Origin of the sequence: Thermosipho affectus, from assembly GCF_001990485.1 — a bacterium.
Lineage (GTDB): Bacteria > Thermotogota > Thermotogae > Thermotogales > Fervidobacteriaceae > Thermosipho > Thermosipho affectus.
In genome coordinates, this window is record NZ_LBFC01000023.1 from 59,269 (window position 1) to 76,715 (window position 17,447).

The following is a 17,447-nucleotide window of genomic DNA, read 5'->3' on the forward strand; positions in this document are numbered from 1 at the left end:
ATTATGAAAAAATTATTAATAATTTCAGGATTTGATCCTTCGTCAGGTGCTGGTTTAATACAAGATGTTGGTATTGCTACTGCTATGGGGATGAGTGTATATTCAGCAGTCAGTGCATTTACCAAACAAACGCTCGAAAAGACATATAATGTAAAATTTAGAGAGATTTCAGAAATTTTAGATGAGATAGAGTTATTAGAAGATGTAAGTGTGGTAAAAGTTGGAGTAGCACAACCTAAAATAATAAAGGAATTGAGAAATCTTTTTAAAAATTCAACAATTGTTTGGAATCCAGCTTTGGAATCTTCAAGCGGATTTAAATTTTTAGATGAGGAAGAAGTAAAAAGATATATGAAATTTGCAGATTATATTGTTGTTAATAGCGTTGAAGCAAAGAAAGTTGGAATATTTGATAATATGGTTATTACAGGTGGACATGAAAATACGGAGATGATAGAAATAAAATATAAAGGTAAGGTTTTTCAACATGAAAGGATAAGAGGTAATTTTAGGGGGACAGGTTGTGTGTTTTCAACATTGTTTTCTTCGCTTTTGGTTTTAGGATATACTCCTGAAGAGTCAATCAAAAGGGCATCGGAAATTTTAGTTAGAGTTTTGAAGAGATCTAAAGACAGAGTGCAGGTTGAATTATTAACAAGAGAATGGCAAAAAGTTGAAGTCTTAGATGAATTAAATAGTATAGTAATGGATATTATGGAAATAGGTCATTTGACTATTCCAGAAGTTGGACAAAATGTTTCGTATGCATTACCTTGGGCGGAAAGTGAAGAGGAAGTGGCAAAGTTTCCCGGAAGAATAAGGTTGGTTTTTGGCAAGCCTCATTTTTTAGGTGATGCAACTTATAAGGGGAAATCTCATACTGCAAGGATGACACTGGAAATGATGAAAAAATTCCCTTATATAAGGTGTACGACAAATATAAAATTTAATGAAAAATACGTAGAAAAAGCAAATAAAATAGGTCTAAAAGTGTATGAGCATTTAAGATATTTGGAGCCTAAAATGGTAAAAGAAAAAGAAGGACAGTCTTTGAGATGGGGAATTGCAAACATTATACAAGATTTAGATAAATCACCTGATATAATATATGATAAAGGTTTTTGGGGAAAAGAAGCAATGATAAGAGTTTTTGGAAGAAATCCTAGAGAGGTTATTGAAAAGGTAAAAAGTGTAATTTTCTAAAAAAGACTCCTTTATAGTTAAATATTGTTTTTTATTTATTGAATTTGCCTTATTTTGTGGTATTATATATTTAGGCAAACTAGAAAAAGGAGGATTTCTATGAAAAAAATTGCAGTTATGACTAGCGGTGGAGATGCTCCAGGAATGAATGCTGCTGTACGTGCTGTTGTTCGTTATGCTGTAAAAAATGATATAAAGGTTTTAGGTATTCAAAGAGGTTATGCTGGGTTATTGGATGAAGATTTTATAGAAATGGATTTTGCATCTGTTGGGGGAATAATGGAAAAAGGAGGGACTATCCTAAGAAGTAGTAGATGCCCTGAATTTGTAAGAAAAGAGACTAGAAGGGAAGCAGCATCAATTCTTGCAAAGCATGGAGTAGAAGGATTAATTGTAATTGGTGGAGAAGGTAGTTTACACGGTGCGATGTTTTTAGAAGAGGAACAAAAGGTGCCAGTTGTAGGAATTCCAGGAACGATAGATAACGATATTGCAATGACTGATATGAGCATTGGAGTAGATACATGCTTAAACACTGTTGTTGATGCTATACAAAAATTAAAAGATACTGCATCATCGCATGAAAGAGCATTTATTGTAGAAGTTATGGGGCGTTCATCTGGTTACATTGCTACAGTGGCTGGGTTAGTTACTGGAGCAGAAGCTATAGTAATTCCAGAAATACCCGTTAATTATGAAGCTCTTGGAAATAAGATCCTGAAGGAAAGAGAAAGGGGAAAAATTAATTGTATAGTTGTAGTGGCAGAAGGTGCGGCAAGTGCTTATACAGTTGCAAGACATCTTGAACATAGAATAGGATATGAGACTAGAATAACAATATTAGGACACATTCAACGTGGAGGTTCCCCTACTGCTTTTGATAGATTGTTGGCATCTAGAATGGGAGTTGCAGCTGTTGAGTTTTTAAAAAGGGGTCAAAGTTATGTTATGATGGCTTTACAGGGAGGAAAAATTGTTCCAGTAAAGCTCGATGAAGTATTAAAACAAAAGAAGTCATTGAATATGGAATTAGTGGAATTAACGGCTTTATTGTCATGATGGTAGTAAAGTTTAGCAATGGGTATGTTTGGAAAGATGGTAACTTTGTAAAAAAGGACTTTTTTGTAGAAGGAAACAAATTTGTTTATCCAAAAAAATTTGATAAAGAAGTTAACCTGGAAGGGAAATATATTCTTCCGGGTTTTTCTGATTCACATGCACATATTTTAGGTGTAGGAATAAAAAAATTAACTTTAGATTTAAGTGATGAAAATTTTGAAAAAATTCTAGATATAGATAGTGATATAATTTTAGGAAGAGGCTGGGAAAAGATAGATAATAAAGATTTTTTTGATACAGTTAAATCTCCAGTTATTTTGATTAGAAAGTGTGGTCATGTTGCATTTCTAAATAGGAAAGCGCAAAGGCTTTTGAAAATTAACAATTATTATATTTTCGAAGATGAAATAGAAAAAATATGGGAATACATCCCTTCTGAATTTTTGGTAAGGGCTTTTAAAGAGGGGATAAATGAGTTTTTAAAACATGGGATTACGAGTGTACATTCAGATGATTTACATGGGATTTCATTTGAATTGTTAAAGAGACTTTTGAAAGAGAGTAAATTACGTGTATATGAAAAATTATGTACAAAAAATCCATGGGAATTTGAGTTTGGTAGCTATGGAATATCAAAAATTTTTGGTATAAAGCTTTTTGCAGATGGTTCATTAGGTGGTAAAACAGCATTTTTATCTAAAACGTATAAAAATAATAGTGGTTTTGGTATTTTTACTTTGCCGGATAATTTTAGTGATATAGTGGAATTTGCAGAGAAAAATAACTTGCAAGTATGTGTTCATACAATAGGTGATGAGGCACTAAGTAGAACTATTGAGGCATTTGGAAAGAAAACAGGTCATAGAATTATTCATGCACAATTTGTAAAAAAAAGGGACTTTGAAAAGCTATCTTCCTTTAGTTTTTCTGTACAACCTCATTTTTTCTTTGAAGATTTGAATTTAATATCTAGTGTTGATTTTAGTAATATACTTTTATATCCTTTTAGAAATATGTATGAAAATAATATTTTGATTTCTTTTTCAAGTGATGGACCAGTTTCACCAATTTCCCCTTTATATGTAATTCAAGCTGCTTTAAAATTGGGCTTTTCCTTTAGCGAGTCAATCTCATTGTATACTGAATTTTCTGGAAAACTAATTAAAGAAAATATTGGGGTTATAAAACCCCAATATCTGGCTGATTTTATTATTTTTAAAGATAAAACGTTAAGAAATTTAGAAAAAGTTTTTGTAAACGGTGAACTTGTTTATGATACCTTAACTCTGAATCCATAAGTTTGTCCTACTTTCCTTTTTAGATCTTTTATCATACCTTTAACACATTCAATACAACTTGTATCTACTTCAAATAGACAAATTTTATTTGGGTACAGTGTATAGTGTGGTCTGTATGGATTAGGGGTTAGATTTGGCATTATTACATTTGCCCCAGACTTAAGAGCCATTTGTCTTCCAAATGGATGAAGACTTCCCATAGCAGTGGTTGCAGGAATATTTGCAGTGGGAATTAATATTCTGGCAAGCGCTATTATTTTTAAGGTTAGTTTTAAATCACCACCTTTTGCATTTTTCAAAGGAGTATTTGGATTTGGAATAAATGGACCAATACCTATCATGTCTGAATCAAGTTCTTTTAAAAAGAGTAGATCTTTTGCTAATTCTCTAGCTCCTTGCCCGGGTAATCCAACCATGCACCCCGCTCCAACTTCATAGCCTAATTCTTTTAACTTAAAAAGGTGTTTTTTTCTATTTTCAAAAGTATCATGTGGATGAAGGTTATTGTATAATTCTTCATCTGCCGTTTCGTGTCTCATTAGGTATCTATCGGCACCGGCATCTTTCCAAATTTTATATTCTTTAAAATCTCTTTCGCCAATGCTTAGAGTTATAGCAACGTTAAGTGATTTTATTCTTTTTATTAGCTTTTCAATTATTTCAGTGGTATAGTAAGGATCTTCACCTGACTGTAAAACTATTGTTTTTATGTTTTTTTCTGATATTAATTTAGCTCTTCTAAAAATTTCATCGGGGCTCATTCTGTATCTTTTTATTTTATTATTTGGGGCCCTTAATCCGCAATATAGACAATCCATTTTACAGTAGTTAGAAAATTCTATAATTGCTCTTATGTGTATTTCATCACCTACGTATTTTTTCCTAATTTCATCAGCAAATGATAAGATTTCATTGTCGTATTTGTTGGTAGATATTAGATATTCAAGTACTTCAAGTGTAACATTATCTTTTTGAATTTTTTTCAGCATTTCTAGCATATTTTATCACCTCTAAAAGTAGTTTTCTTAAATATTCATCATCTTTGGAATGGATATTTTCACAGAAAATAATATATTCACTATCTTCATAAAGTACTTCCGGTGGGAGATAATATTCATTTCCCGCTTTTTCTATGAAACTTATTCTTTTACCAATTTTTTTGTTTATCCATATTTTACAATTGTATTTCTTTGCTATTTTATTTAACAAATCCTTTAGTTTAAAATCTGACATCTCTCTCACCTTTGTCTATTTTGTTTAGACCATCTTTTACTGTTTCTTTTTGTTTTGTGTCAAGTTTTTCTACTTCCGTTTTTATTACTTTTTTTCCTATTTTATACGTTTTTTCAGAAGCATAATCATTTAGGTATTCATTTAATGTAAATAATGCATTTGGAGTACAAAATCTTTTTACAAAACCTGGAATTGCAAATTCCATGAAGTGTTCGCCTGTTCTTCCTGCTCTATAACAAGCAGTACAAAAAGATGGGATATAGTTTTCTTTTAAAAGTTCATAGATAACTTCATCTAATGTTCTTGTGTCGCCAAGAATAAATTGACTTTTTTTAATTACTTCTGGATCTTTTTCAGAATATGAACCAACACCTATGCTTGAGCCAGCATCAATTTGTGAAACTCCAAGTTTTAAAACTTCTCTTCTTATATTCATTGGTTCTCTTGCAGTTAATATTAACCCTGTATATGGCACAGCTAGTCTTAAGATGGCAACTATCTTTTTAAAATCTTCGTCGTTAACTTGATATGGAGGCCTTTTTGCTGTGGGAGTTCCAACAGCTGGTTCTATTCTTGGAAATGAAATTGTGTGAGGTCCTACTCCAAATCTTTCTTCAAGGTGAATGGTATGATAAATAAGACCCATAACTTCAAATTTCCAATCGTATAATCCAAATAAAGCTCCAATTCCAACATCATCAATTCCAGCAAGCATGGCTCTATCAAGTCCATATAGTCTCCACGCAAAATTAGATTTTGGCCCTCTAGGATGCATTTTTTTGTACGTTGGTATGTGATATGTTTCTTGGAATATTTGGAATGTTCCTATACCAACTTCTTTTATTATTTTATATCCTTCAACGGTTTGTGGTGCAGCATTGACATTTACTCTCCTTATTTCACCGTTTCCAACTTTTGTGTTATAAATATTATCAATTGTCTTTGCAATGAACTGAGGTGAATACATAGGATGTTCACCGTAGACAACTATAAGTCGTTTGTGACCTTTCGTTACAAGTGCTTTTACCTCATCTTTTAGTTTTTCTATAGATAGGGTTTTCCTAATAACATCTTTGTTTGAAATTCTAAATCCACAATATTCACAATCGTTTATACATTCGTTTCCTATATAAAGTGGTGCAAATAATACAATTCTATTTCCATATACTTTTTCTTTTAATTTTCTTGCTGCTTCAAAAATTTCTTCCCACAATTCATCCGAGTTGGCATTTAGTAAAGTTGCAACTTCATACGGTGTAAGCCTTTCTTTATTGAGTGATTTTTGGAGAATATTGCGTATTTTTTCACTTTCTGGATTTTTTGTAGATTCAAGTATGGAAAGAATTTCGCCAGTGTTAATAAAGGTTTTTTCATTTTCATTTTCTTTTACAAAAACATACATAATTATGCCTCCTTTTTTATTAATAAACTTTTTACTTTTACGGTTTTTAATTGTCCTAATTTTCCGGTAAAACTTCCAAGAGTATCATTATTTGCTTTGAAAAGCAAAAAGATAACAGCACTATTTTCTTCCTCAATAGGATATCCAACTCTTAATTTTATATACTTTGAGTAGTTATGTAATATCTCATTTACTTTGTCATATATATCGTTCCTGTTTCCTACCACAATATTTATAGAGTAGAAATTTTCCATAAAAAATCCCCCTTTCCAAAAATACCAAGGAAAGGGGGAAAAATCCCTTATAACTTTTCACCCCTTTCCTTGGTCTCAGGTAGTTCCCTCAACCTCAGAAAGGAACTATTTAATTTCGAAAGATTACGTACTATTCAGCTGCTACTTTATTTTTAACTGATCTATCTGTATAGTGCGTATGTAACAGTTCGTGAGCAATGTGACTATATGGTTTTTCAAGGAATTCTTCATATAGTTTTTGAACATCTGGGTTTTCATGTGATCTTCTAAGTGTACTAAGTTCATCTATTGAATAAATAGCCATTGCACGTTTTTTGAGTATTTCTGGATCAAGGCTCTTTGGTTGTCCTCCACCACCGATACATCCACCAGGACAAGCCATAATTTCGATAAAATCGTAATATCTTCTTCCATCTCTTATGTCATCTAACAATTTTTTTACATTGGCTGTACCATGCGCAATTGCAATTTTTATTTTTTTACCTTCAATATCAATTTCTGCTTCTTTAATACCGTTTAATCCTCTTACATCGTCGAATTCTAGTTTTGGCAGTTGTTTGTTTGTTATTATTTCGTATGCGGTTCTAAGTGCAGCTTCCATAACTCCACCGGTTACACCGAATATTGCACCTGCACCAGTGGAAGTGCCAAGTGGATTGTCAAATTCTTCATCTTTTAATCCGGCAAAGTTAATTTCTTTTATTTTTATTAATTTTGCAAGTTCTCTTGTGGTTATGACGTAATCTGTTGGCTGAATTTCTCTTCCATCTTCGAGTTTAATTTTTTGCTGAGGTCTTTTTATTTCATCTTTTTTGGCAGTACATGGCATTACAGATACCATAACAATATCTTCTGGATCTACACCGATCTTCTTGGCAAAATATGTTTTAACTACTGAACTCATCATCTGTTGTGGAGATTTAGCACTTGATACATTTGGGATAAATTCAGGATATTCCTTTTCAAGAAGATTTATCCAACCTGGGCAACAACTTGTAAACATTGGAAATGGTCCGCCTTCTTTTAACCTTCCAATTAACTCTGTCCCTTCTTCCATAATAGTAAGATCTGCTGCAAAGTTTGTGTCAAATACATAATCAAAACCAAGTTTTTTTAAAGATGCGACCATTTTTCCTGTACTGACTGAGCCAGGTTCCATTCCAAATTCCTCGCCTATTGCAACCCTAACAGATGGAGCAGTTTGGGCAACTAATATTTTTTCTTTTCTTTCAATTAATTTTAATACTTTTTTCCAATCAGGAGTTTCATAAATTGCGCCTACTGGACACAAATACGCACATTGTCCACAAGAAATACAATTTGTTTCGTAAACTGGTTTGTCGAAGGCTGTTTGCGGAATAGTTTTATAACCTCTTTCAACCATTGAATAAATATTCATTCCCTGAATTTCGCTACAAACCCTTACACATCTTTGGCATTTAATACATCTTGAAAGGTCCCTTTGGATTGAAGGACTACTATCATCAAATACCTCAGATAAATCTGTGGGATTAAAAATAGGTCTTACATCGTATTTGTGAACTAATTTTTTAAGTTCACATCTTTGGTCGGCTTCACAATACATACAATCATTTGGATGATTTGCCATTATTAATGAAAGATTAAATTTTATTGCATTTTCAACTCTATCAGAATTTGTCCTAATTTTCATTCCATCAGTTATTTTAGTGGTACATGCTGGTTGTAAAGTTCGTGCTCCCTCAATTTCTACTACACAAATTCTACATGCACCAATAGGTTCAAGTTCAGGATGGTGACATAGCGTTGGAATTTGTATCCCCAACTTTTCCGCAGCTTCAAGGACAGTTATTCCATCTGGTACCTCAAACTCTTTCCCGTTGAGAAAAATTTTTGCCATCATATCCCTCCTCTAGTTTATTAACATAAACGATATTTTTCACATTCTTAGCCAAAAAATGATAAAGAAATATTATAATCTATATTTCTTCAAGTAAATTATATCACAAAGTATTTTAAAATGAAAAGACTTAAATTTGTGAATTTGTTAAAAAAATCCTAATATTTAACTCTATCTTTAAATAATCTTTTCTATTAAAAATACCCAGACAGGTATAGTAAAAGCAGAAAATAATGTAGTAATTGCAACAGTAAGACTAATGTCGGAAGAGTCGCCAGTTAAAGCATCGATTAGGATAACACTGTTTATAGCAGTTGGCATAGCACTTTCTAATATAAATACCTTTCCTAAGTTTTTTTCCATGTGAAAGATAATCACATAAATTAGTGCAAAAAAAGGATAAATAAATAACCTAATTAGTGTAGTTGATAACAATAATTTGTGGTTTATTTTCTTTATTGTAATTTTTGAAAGGGATAAGCCAACAAATAAAAGTAACACTGGTATAGCTGCATTTTTTAATAATAAAATTGTTTCTAAAATTGGCTTTGGAAAATTTCTATAATTTATACCAAGTAATGACAAGATATATGCAAGTATTATTACATATATGTATGGAAGTTTAAATGTATTTTTTAAACTTATTTTTTTATCAAGAAACATTGGAACAAATATGGACCCCAAGATCATATTAATCACAGAATATATAACACCATATGATAAGGCTTTTTCACCCCAAACGGATAACAAAATGGGGTATCCTAAATACCCCGTATTTATATAAACACTATTTGTGAATAAAAGTGATTTGTTTTCTTTAAATGGCAAAGATATAAAATAGAATATTATAAATAGTATTATTATACCGCTACCATATGTTTTCAGTTGTGATAGTGATGGTGGATAATCGTTGATAAAAGTGAAAGTTAACGTATTTGCCATTATCCAAAGAGAAATCTTTGATAAGATTTTAATGTCAAACGGAAAAATTTTACCAAAGAGGAAGCCAATTAAAATTATAACAAACGGAGGTAAGATATTAAAAAGTATCATTTTTCATTTCTACTCCATATTATTTCGTTTTTGTACTTTATTTCTTTTATTTCTTCAGGATAATTCAATTTATTTCTTTCCAAAATTTCTAAAATCAAATCTATGGGTAATGATGTTTCTACCCAAATTTCTTCAACTGTTACAGTTTCTATTCCACTATTTACAAAGTTACTCAAAACTTTAGAAAGTGCTTTTTCATATCTCTCCCAAGTAATATTGTATTCTTTCAACTTTTTATTTTCCATTTTTTTCATCCTCCTTTAATTTTTCATATGCAGTTTTTGCTGCAAGTTTTTCAGATTCTTTTTTTGAAGTTCCTTTTGCTTTTGAAAATATTTTGCCGTTTATTTTTAGTATCGTAAAGAATTTATTTCCCATTACTGTAGTTTCATATACAGGAAGTTGTTTGAATTTTTCTTGGGTTATCTCTTGAAGTTTTGTTTTGTAGTCAAATATTCTTTTACCCGAAAGAAAAATTTCTATATATTCCTTAAATATATCTGAAAATAGATTTTCTATAGTATATAAGTTTTTCTTTGAATCTAAATATACAGCCGCAATTAAAGATTCAATTACATCAGCTAAGATGGATTTTTTCTCAGAACCTCCACTTCTTTTTTCTCCTTTTCCGAGGATTAAAAATTTTCCTATGTTTAATTTTTTTGCAATTTCGTATAAAATGTCTTCACTTGTAACTGCAGATTTTATTTGAGCCATAGTACCTTCTGATAGATTTTCATAATTTTCATACAAAATTGTACAAACTAATAAGTCAATAACAGAATCCCCCAGAAATTCTAATCTTTCATAAGATTCTTTTCTGTGTTCATTTGCGTATGAAGTATGTGTTAAAGCAGTGAACAAGAGTTCTTTATTTCTAAATTCGTATCCAATGATATTTTCGATTTCTCTTGTTCGAAATTTTCCCATTCTTCCACCCCAACTACATGAATAGTTCTAAGCTTATTATTTTTGGATTCTTTCCAGACTACTTTTATAGGTACTGCAAATTCGGGTTGTAGTTTTCCTTTTTCGATCCAATATTTTGAATTTTCCACCCTGTAAATAGATGGGTTGGCTAAAACTTTCAAAATTAATGGTTTGTTTGCAATTATAACTTCATCAATTACGTCAAGTGCCTCTATTTTTTTTCCAATTTCTTCGATATTGTATACCATGGGTTTAACGTTTATTATGGCTATATTTTTTGAAAGTGGTCCGATAATTTTTACATTTGCAAGTTCTAAATTCTTTGGAACGTTTTCAAGCAAAATCTCATTTGCTAAGTCAACAGCTTTGCCATGGTAATTCATATTTGTCATAATTTTTAATAAATGTTTTAATTTGCATCCTTCTCTTTTAGCGTTTTCTCCAATCCTTTCAAGTTTGAATGAATAATAATTAAGAATTTCTTTTATTTCTTTTTTATTAAGATTACCAAGTGGTGCGTAAAGTCCGTTGAATAATTTTAAACCAGTTTTTCCCCAACTATCACTTTGATTAGAACCTGTAACGACTAGTATGTCTTTTGCATAGTTTTTTACCGTATTCATTTTTACTGACTTTGTACACATATTACAGGATGGACCATTTTTCCAAATTTCTTTTTGATATAGGGATTCTAAAAATGTTAACTTTAATCCCATTTTATTTGCCGCTTTTTTAACAATCTGGATGCTTTTTTTGTAAGTAAATGGTCCATAAACAACATTTACCAATTCCACTTTTTCAGGTCCCAAAGCATCTTTACAAAGAAGAGCTGCAACTGTACTGTCAAGTCCTCCTGAAAAAGCTACAATTACTTTGTTATTACCCACAGTTTTTCTAATTTCATCTATTATGTTTTTTATTTTTTTATTTAAAATACTAATCATTTATCCCTCCTTTTTCCAATTCATGAATACTTCTTATTTTTATCCGTTTTTTATTTTTTTCAAGTAGCAAAAAATCAGGAAAAATTTTGATTATTTTGTAGCCTTCGATCTTATCTCCTTTTTTAAACATTAAATTTTTTTTCCATTTGATGTTTAATAGTGGAGAAAATAAAGAGAATAACAGAAAATTCTTGTTGTATTCTTTTATAAATAATTTTAAAAAATCATTTGGGTTGATTTTTTTATTTTTTATGTGATAAATTGAAATCCCATTTTTTGGTACATCATTATTTACGTTTATACCTATACCAATTATAATACATTTTATTTTATTGTTAAATGATATTGCTTCTGTTAGGATTCCAGAAAGTTTTTTGGAATTAACATATATGTCGTTTGGCCATTTGATTTTGGCATTAATATTTAGATTTTTTAGTACATTTAAGATTACTATGGAAGATAATTTTGTATAAAAGTTTGGTTTTTTTAAGTTCCTTTTTACTAATATAGAAAACCAGAGCCCTCCTTCATTTGACACCCAATTTCTTCCGAGTCTACCTCTTCCATTTGTCTGGATTTTTGAAACAACAATAGTTCCATTTTTTAATTTTTTATATGAATTCTTTAGATAGTCATTTGTACTGTTTATTTTTTCAAAATATATAATTTTGTTACCTTTTAGCATTTAAATACCTCCAAATTAATTCTTTATAAAATATAGTAGAAAGTAGGAGATATATTATAACTGCTATGATTATTTGGATTAAAAAATGAAGGTTTTTAAATGGAATAATCCCCAAAGTCATTATAAGGCTATTTAAGAGTATTTTTAAACAATCCTTTATAGGGAATATTTTTATGTATAGTATTAAATACATTGCTCCAATAATTCCAGCAATACTTGTAGCAAATGCTACACCTATTGGCCCCCACTTCATTCCAAAAATTAAATCTAAAATTATATTTGAAAAAGAGACTATTAAAGTTGCGTAAAAGGGAATCTTTGTGTTTTTTATTGCATGAAAGCTTCTGGAAAGAGTCGAATAAATACCATAGAAAGGTAAACCCAAGGAGTATGCAATTAAAACCTTTGAAGTTATTGCTGTATCGTAAGCGGAAAATTGTCCGTGTTGATAAAAGAATTTTATTATCTCAAAAGAAAGGTAGATCAATCCAAATGTTGAAGGAATGGTAAGTACTAGTGTTGATTTTAACGCATCATTTACGTAATTTTTAAAAAGGTGTTTTTCATTTGAGATTTTTGAGAGAACTACTGTGGAAACGGAAACTGCAAATAAACCATACGGAAGCATATAAAACCTAGAAGCGTATTGTAAATAAGAAATGCTTCCTTCACTAAAAAAAGAAGAAACATTCATATCAACAACGGTATTTACTTGAGAAATAGTCATTGTAAAAAAAGTAGGAATAAAATATTTAATAAATTCTGGAAAGTATTTTAATGTAAAATAATATTTATGTGAAAAAAATGATTTTATTAAACTTAAAAACATAAGTATACTACCAAAGAGGAAGCCGAATGTCGGTGCAAGTATTCCATATTTTTTTGATAAGAATATTCCAATGATTATAGCAATATTTGATAGACTTGGAGTAAGAGCCGGCCAGAAAAACTTGTCTTTTGTATTTAAAATTGAGTATAATATTGACCAAAGAAAGATAAAGTAAATGGCCGGTGCTGTTATTAGAAGTAGCTTTTTTGATAATTCTTTTGTTTGGATGGAAGCGCCTGCACCAAATAAATTTATAAAGGCTGCCGGAAATAGATAAGTAAAAAGAAGTAGCAAAAAAATTATAATAGAAAAACCATTTATTATAGAGGATAAAAACATGTCTTTGTTTTCTTTTTCGCTGTACAATGGTACAAAAGCAGAAGACATTGCGCCCTCACCGAATACTTTTCTTAAGAAAAATGGAAACATTATAGCTATAAAATAAGCATCAAGTTGGTAAGAAACACCAAAGTATTTTGCAAAGAGTATGTCTCTAAATAATCCTAATATTCTTGAAAAAAATGTTGCTGTAGAAAATAAAATACTACTAACGAATATTGACATTTTTTCCTCCTTTTATTTTTTCAATAGATATTATAGCATTAATGACAATTTTAATCTATTTATGGTAAAATAAATCTAGAAATAATAAAAATAGGAGGTGTTTGACGTGGTAGTACTTTATTCGGCACTTGTTATGGGAGTTTTAGGATTGGGATTTGGTCTATTTTTGGCGTTTAGTAATGAAAAATTTAAAGTTGAAGTTGATCCAAGAATTGAGTTAATTACAAAAGTATTACCTGGAATAAATTGTGGGGCGTGTGGATATCCAGGCTGTGAAGGATATGCTTCAGCTATTGTAAAAAAAGGTGATGCAATTGATAAATGTCTTCCTGGAAAGAAATCGGGTGTTCAAGAGAAGATAAAGGAAATACTTGAAAAACAATGAAAAAGAATTTAAAAATAGTAGTTTGGCATTTTTCTGGCTATAGGCTAGACGAAATTGAGAGAAAACTAAGTAAAGATGAAGATGGAGAAAAAAATGATTTGTATTTTAAATTAGAAGATTGGCTTTCAAAGACTGAGAATTTTGTAGTGACCTATTTTGATGAATATTACCCGGAAAATTTAAAAAATGTGTGGAATCCTCCTGTTGTTTTATTTGGAAAAGGAAAAAAGTCTTTGTTATTAAAAAGGAGCTTTTCGATTGTTGGGGCGCGTAAAGCAAGTTCATATGGTAGAAAGGTAACATGTGAATTTTCTAAAAAGTTGAGTAATTATTTTGTGATTGTAAGTGGAATGGCAATGGGAATTGACTCGATAGCCCATAATTGTGCAAAGGAAACAATTGCAATTTTAGGAAGTGGTGTGGATGTTTGTTATCCTGAAAAAAATAGAGGAATATACGAAAGGTTAATTCTAGATGGTTGTGTTATAAGTGAATATTTACCGTGGAAAAGTCCAAAAAAGGAGTATTTTAGAGAGAGGAATAGAATCATTGCAGGTATATCTGAAGGGACTTTGATAGTTGAGGGAAAATTAAAGAGTGGAACAATGATTACTGCAAGGTTTGCATTAGAGTTTGGTAAAGATGTTTTCTGTATACCTGGAAATATATACAATGAAAATGCACAAGGTCCAAATTACTTGATAAAAAATGGCGCATTTTTAGCAACAGGACCAGATGACATACTGGATTATTATATTTTAAGGGGTGTACTGTATGATAATTGTTGAAAAAGTAGATGAAATGAAAAAAATATCGAGAAGTTTAAATGGAAAATCCATAGGTTTTGTTCCAACGATGGGTTATTTACACGAAGGACATCTTTCATTAGTTAGAGCTGCAAGAAAGGAAAATGATGTAGTTGTAGTGAGTATATTTGTAAATCCGACACAATTTGGTCCAAATGAAGATTACGATAATTATCCTAGAAATTTAGAAAGAGATTTGAAACTTTTGGAAAGTGAAAGTGTTGAGTATGTGTTTATTCCTACAAATGAAGAAATGTATGAAAAAGACTTTTCAACATATGTTGAAGAAGTTTCTTTATCTAAATTTTTATGTGGCGCAAAAAGACCAGGTCATTTTAGAGGTGTTTGTACGGTAGTTACAAAATTATTCAACATAGTAAGACCTACGCGTGCATACTTTGGTCAAAAAGATGCTCAACAGTTTCGAGTATTAAGGAGAATGGTAAGGGATTTAAATTTTGATGTTGAATTGAAGGAGATGCCAATTGTTAGGGAAAAAGATGGACTTGCCATGTCTTCAAGGAATATCTATTTGACCAAAGAGGAGAGAAAAGAAGCTACAAGGCTTTATAAATCATTGTTAAAAGCTAAAGATCTTGTTAAATCAGGTGTGGTAGATGTAAAAATAATAAGAGATGAGATGAGAAAAATTCTTGAGCATCCACTTTTGAAAATTGATTATATTGAAATAGTTGATGAGGAAAACCTTATGCCAGTTGAAATAATTGACAGAAAAGTTGTCATTGCCATTGCAGTATTTGTTGGAAAAGCAAGATTAATTGATAATATAATCATTGGAGGGTAAATGGATGATTTACAAAGTGATATATGGAAATCCGGATGTAAGTAGCGAAGCGGTTGTAAATGAAAAAAAGGTAAAGTTAGTGGATCAAGAGTATTTAAAAAACGTGATTTTTGATGAATGTCTTTTAAAAAAAGAAAAAGAATATTTGATATTAAGAATAAAGTTAAAGGAAAAAAGAGGTTTTTATTTTGGCTTTGGCGATAAAGTTGGGCCTTTAAATAGAAAAGGAAGAAGATATATTTTTTGGAATACGGATGATTTTATTCATCATCCCGGAGCAGAACCTTTGTATAAGAGTTTTCCATTTTTTATTTACATCTCAAAGAACATGAAATTTGGAATATTTACAGATTATCCTGGTTATATGGAGATTGATCTAGATAGTGAAGGTAAAGGGGAAATAGAATTTAAAGTTAGAGGAGAGGGCTTTAATCAATATATTATTTTAGAAGAAAAGGTAAAGAAGATCTTAAAGCAATATCTATATTTAACCGGTAAAAATGTGGCCTTTCCATTTTGGAGTTTGGGATATCAACAAAGTAGATGGAGTTATTCTTCTCAAAGTGAAGTTTTGCAAATTGCAAAGAAATTTAGAGATAAAAACATACCATGTGATGTTATTTGGCTTGATATCGATTATATGGAAGGGTATAAGGTTTTTACTTGGAATAAAGAAAATTTTTCCAATTACAAGTTAATGTTAGAGAAACTTCATAATATGGGGTTTAAAGTTTCGGCAATTTTGGATCCGGGAGTTAAAGTAGAAAAGAATTATGAAGTGTTTGAAGAAGCCAAGGATAGATATTTTTTGAAAGATACTTCAGGGAAAGATTTTGAAGGAGCAGTTTGGCCTGGACGTGTTAGGTTTCCAGATTTTTGTGAAAATAAAGTTAGAAAATGGTGGGCAAGAAAAGTTAATAAGCTTTTGGAAGATGGAATAGATGGATTTTGGAATGATATGAATGAGATTGCAATTTTTGCAAGTGAAAAAGATATAGAAGATGCAAAAGAAAAATTGAAAAATATGAAATTAGAGGATGGAATAAAGGTTGCAAGTGTAATTGGAGAAATTGGAGAGATAAAAAAAAGGGGAAGAGGAGATGAGATAGTACATCTTTCGGGAAAGAAACACTATAAGTTGAAAAATGTTTATGGTTTTAATATGATTCGTGCAACATTTGGAGGTTTTCCAAAGAACAAAAGAAAGTTGATAATTACAAGATCAGCGTATTCGGGAGTCCAAAGATATGGAGGAGTGTGGACTGGGGATAACCATAGTTGGTGGGAGCATATACTTTTAGAAATTCAAAGAATAAACTCTTTGTCGATGGTTGGCGTTTTTAACTCTGGATTTGATGTTGGAGGATTCGGGGGTAATGTTGAACCAGAGTTAATAGTTAGGTTTATGCAGTTAGGAGTCTTTATGCCTTTGTTTAGGAATCATTCAGCTATTGAGACTAGGAGGCAAGAACCTTGGAGTTTTGATACAGAATATGAGGAATTATTAAAAGATGTGATAGTTTATAGGTATAAACTAATCCCCTATTTATACACATCCTATATGTTAGGGATATTAGAAGATAAACCACTTATTGCCCCAATTTTTTATTATTTTGAAAACGATGAACAATCTTACCAGGTTTTTGATCAGTTTATGGTTGGAAAAAGCTTATTAGTTGCGCCTGTGTATAATCCTGGTGTGACAAAAAGAATGGTTTATTTGCCTAAGAGAGCTTTAAATTTCAACAATAAAATTTTTGTAAGAAAAGGTTGGAATCTTGTGGATGCTCCTTTAAGCAAGATTCCGCATTTTATATTGGATGGTTCTATTGTATTTATGCAAGATGAGGTACAATACTTGAAAAATTCATATAACGATGTATTAACTGCGCATGTAGTAGCTTATAATGATAAAGCTGTTGGATATTTGTATGAAGATGATGGTGAAAGTTATAATTACAAAAAAGGATTATATAACTTATACAAAGTAGTCTACGATAAAGGAAATGTACAGTTTTTAACTAAAAGAAATGGTTTTTTGCATAGGAAACGGAAAATTAAATTTAAAATTTACAGAAAGTTTGGTCTGGATGAGTTTGAGTTAGAATTTTAGGAGGT

18 protein-coding genes are annotated in these 17,447 nt (G+C 30.7%); 7 read left to right on the top strand and 11 right to left on the bottom strand.

Annotation, left to right across the window (positions count from 1 at the left end; translation table 11 throughout):
• Window positions 1–3 precede the first annotated feature (3 nt).
• The 3 genes from XJ44_RS08640 to XJ44_RS08650 all read left to right on the top strand — a co-directional run bounded on the left by XJ44_RS08640 (window position 4) and on the right by XJ44_RS08650 (window position 3,560).
• A complete protein-coding gene (locus XJ44_RS08640) occupies window positions 4–1,203 on the top strand; it encodes a thiamine-phosphate synthase family protein (protein WP_077198745.1) in 1,200 nt (399 codons plus the stop codon).
• A 99-nt stretch (window positions 1,204–1,302) separates the two neighbouring features.
• Window positions 1,303–2,262 carry a 6-phosphofructokinase gene (pfkA, locus tag XJ44_RS08645; RefSeq protein WP_075666570.1) on the top strand — a complete coding sequence of 320 codons (960 nt, stop codon included), beginning with the start codon at window positions 1,303–1,305 and terminating at the stop codon, window positions 2,260–2,262.
• Window positions 2,259–3,560 carry an amidohydrolase gene (locus tag XJ44_RS08650; RefSeq protein ID WP_084758793.1) on the top strand — a complete coding sequence of 434 codons (1,302 nt, stop codon included), beginning with the start codon at window positions 2,259–2,261 and terminating at the stop codon, window positions 3,558–3,560. The genes pfkA and XJ44_RS08650 overlap by 4 nt, the downstream gene beginning before the upstream one ends.
• Here XJ44_RS08650 and hydE read toward each other — a convergent pair.
• The 11 genes from hydE to murJ all read right to left on the bottom strand — a co-directional run bounded on the left by hydE (window position 3,533) and on the right by murJ (window position 13,333).
• Window positions 3,533–4,558, bottom strand: a complete 1,026-nt coding sequence (gene hydE / locus XJ44_RS08655; RefSeq protein WP_077198746.1) for a [FeFe] hydrogenase H-cluster radical SAM maturase HydE — start codon at window positions 4,556–4,558, stop codon at window positions 3,533–3,535. The genes XJ44_RS08650 and hydE overlap by 28 nt on opposite strands.
• Window positions 4,524–4,793, bottom strand: a complete 270-nt coding sequence (locus tag XJ44_RS08660; RefSeq protein ID WP_077198747.1) for a hypothetical protein — start codon at window positions 4,791–4,793, stop codon at window positions 4,524–4,526. The genes hydE and XJ44_RS08660 overlap by 35 nt, the downstream gene beginning before the upstream one ends.
• Complete coding sequence (gene hydG, locus XJ44_RS08665) at window positions 4,780–6,195, bottom strand: [FeFe] hydrogenase H-cluster radical SAM maturase HydG (RefSeq protein ID WP_077198748.1); 1,416 nt, start codon at window positions 6,193–6,195, stop codon at window positions 4,780–4,782. Before hydG ends, XJ44_RS08660 begins: the two co-directional genes overlap by 14 nt.
• Before the next feature lie 2 nt (window positions 6,196–6,197).
• A complete protein-coding gene (locus XJ44_RS08670; protein WP_075666575.1) occupies window positions 6,198–6,449 on the bottom strand; it encodes a TM1266 family iron-only hydrogenase system putative regulator in 252 nt (83 codons plus the stop codon).
• Between the two features lie 130 nt (window positions 6,450–6,579).
• Window positions 6,580–8,328: an NADH-dependent [FeFe] hydrogenase, group A6 gene (locus XJ44_RS08675; protein ID WP_077198749.1), complete on the bottom strand. Its 1,749-nt coding sequence runs from the start codon at window positions 8,326–8,328 to the stop codon at window positions 6,580–6,582.
• A gap of 177 nt (window positions 8,329–8,505) precedes the next feature.
• A complete protein-coding gene (locus tag XJ44_RS08680) occupies window positions 8,506–9,270 on the bottom strand; it encodes an AEC family transporter (protein WP_233119547.1) in 765 nt (254 codons plus the stop codon).
• A gap of 107 nt (window positions 9,271–9,377) precedes the next feature.
• Window positions 9,378–9,626, bottom strand: coding sequence for a hypothetical protein (locus XJ44_RS08685; protein WP_077198750.1), 249 nt, complete (start codon window positions 9,624–9,626; stop codon window positions 9,378–9,380).
• The gene (gene rnc, locus XJ44_RS08690; RefSeq protein WP_077198751.1) at window positions 9,616–10,311 is read right to left on the bottom strand and encodes a ribonuclease III; all 696 of its coding nucleotides are present in this window, start codon (window positions 10,309–10,311) and stop codon (window positions 9,616–9,618) included. The genes XJ44_RS08685 and rnc overlap by 11 nt, the downstream gene beginning before the upstream one ends.
• The gene (locus XJ44_RS08695) at window positions 10,230–11,255 is read right to left on the bottom strand and encodes a 7-cyano-7-deazaguanine synthase (RefSeq protein WP_077198752.1); all 1,026 of its coding nucleotides are present in this window, start codon (window positions 11,253–11,255) and stop codon (window positions 10,230–10,232) included. Before XJ44_RS08695 ends, rnc begins: the two co-directional genes overlap by 82 nt.
• Complete coding sequence (locus XJ44_RS08700; RefSeq protein WP_077198753.1) at window positions 11,248–11,940, bottom strand: biotin--[acetyl-CoA-carboxylase] ligase; 693 nt, start codon at window positions 11,938–11,940, stop codon at window positions 11,248–11,250. The genes XJ44_RS08695 and XJ44_RS08700 overlap by 8 nt, the downstream gene beginning before the upstream one ends.
• The gene (gene murJ, locus XJ44_RS08705) at window positions 11,927–13,333 is read right to left on the bottom strand and encodes a murein biosynthesis integral membrane protein MurJ (RefSeq protein ID WP_077198754.1); all 1,407 of its coding nucleotides are present in this window, start codon (window positions 13,331–13,333) and stop codon (window positions 11,927–11,929) included. Before murJ ends, XJ44_RS08700 begins: the two co-directional genes overlap by 14 nt.
• Before the next feature lie 106 nt (window positions 13,334–13,439).
• Between murJ and XJ44_RS08710 the strand changes: the two genes are divergently transcribed.
• Genes XJ44_RS08710 through XJ44_RS08725 form a run of 4 tightly spaced genes read left to right on the top strand, consistent with a single transcriptional unit; the run spans window position 13,440 to window position 17,442 of the window.
• Window positions 13,440–13,718: an RnfABCDGE type electron transport complex subunit B gene (locus XJ44_RS08710; protein WP_075666583.1), complete on the top strand. Its 279-nt coding sequence runs from the start codon at window positions 13,440–13,442 to the stop codon at window positions 13,716–13,718.
• Window positions 13,715–14,506, top strand: a complete 792-nt coding sequence (gene dprA / locus XJ44_RS08715; protein ID WP_077198755.1) for a DNA-processing protein DprA — start codon at window positions 13,715–13,717, stop codon at window positions 14,504–14,506. Before XJ44_RS08710 ends, dprA begins: the two co-directional genes overlap by 4 nt.
• Window positions 14,493–15,329, top strand: coding sequence for a pantoate--beta-alanine ligase (panC, locus tag XJ44_RS08720; RefSeq protein ID WP_077198756.1), 837 nt, complete (start codon window positions 14,493–14,495; stop codon window positions 15,327–15,329). Before dprA ends, panC begins: the two co-directional genes overlap by 14 nt.
• A 4-nt stretch (window positions 15,330–15,333) precedes the next feature.
• Window positions 15,334–17,442 carry a TIM-barrel domain-containing protein gene (locus XJ44_RS08725; RefSeq protein ID WP_077198757.1) on the top strand — a complete coding sequence of 703 codons (2,109 nt, stop codon included), beginning with the start codon at window positions 15,334–15,336 and terminating at the stop codon, window positions 17,440–17,442.
• The last annotated feature ends 5 nt before the right edge of the window (window positions 17,443–17,447 follow it).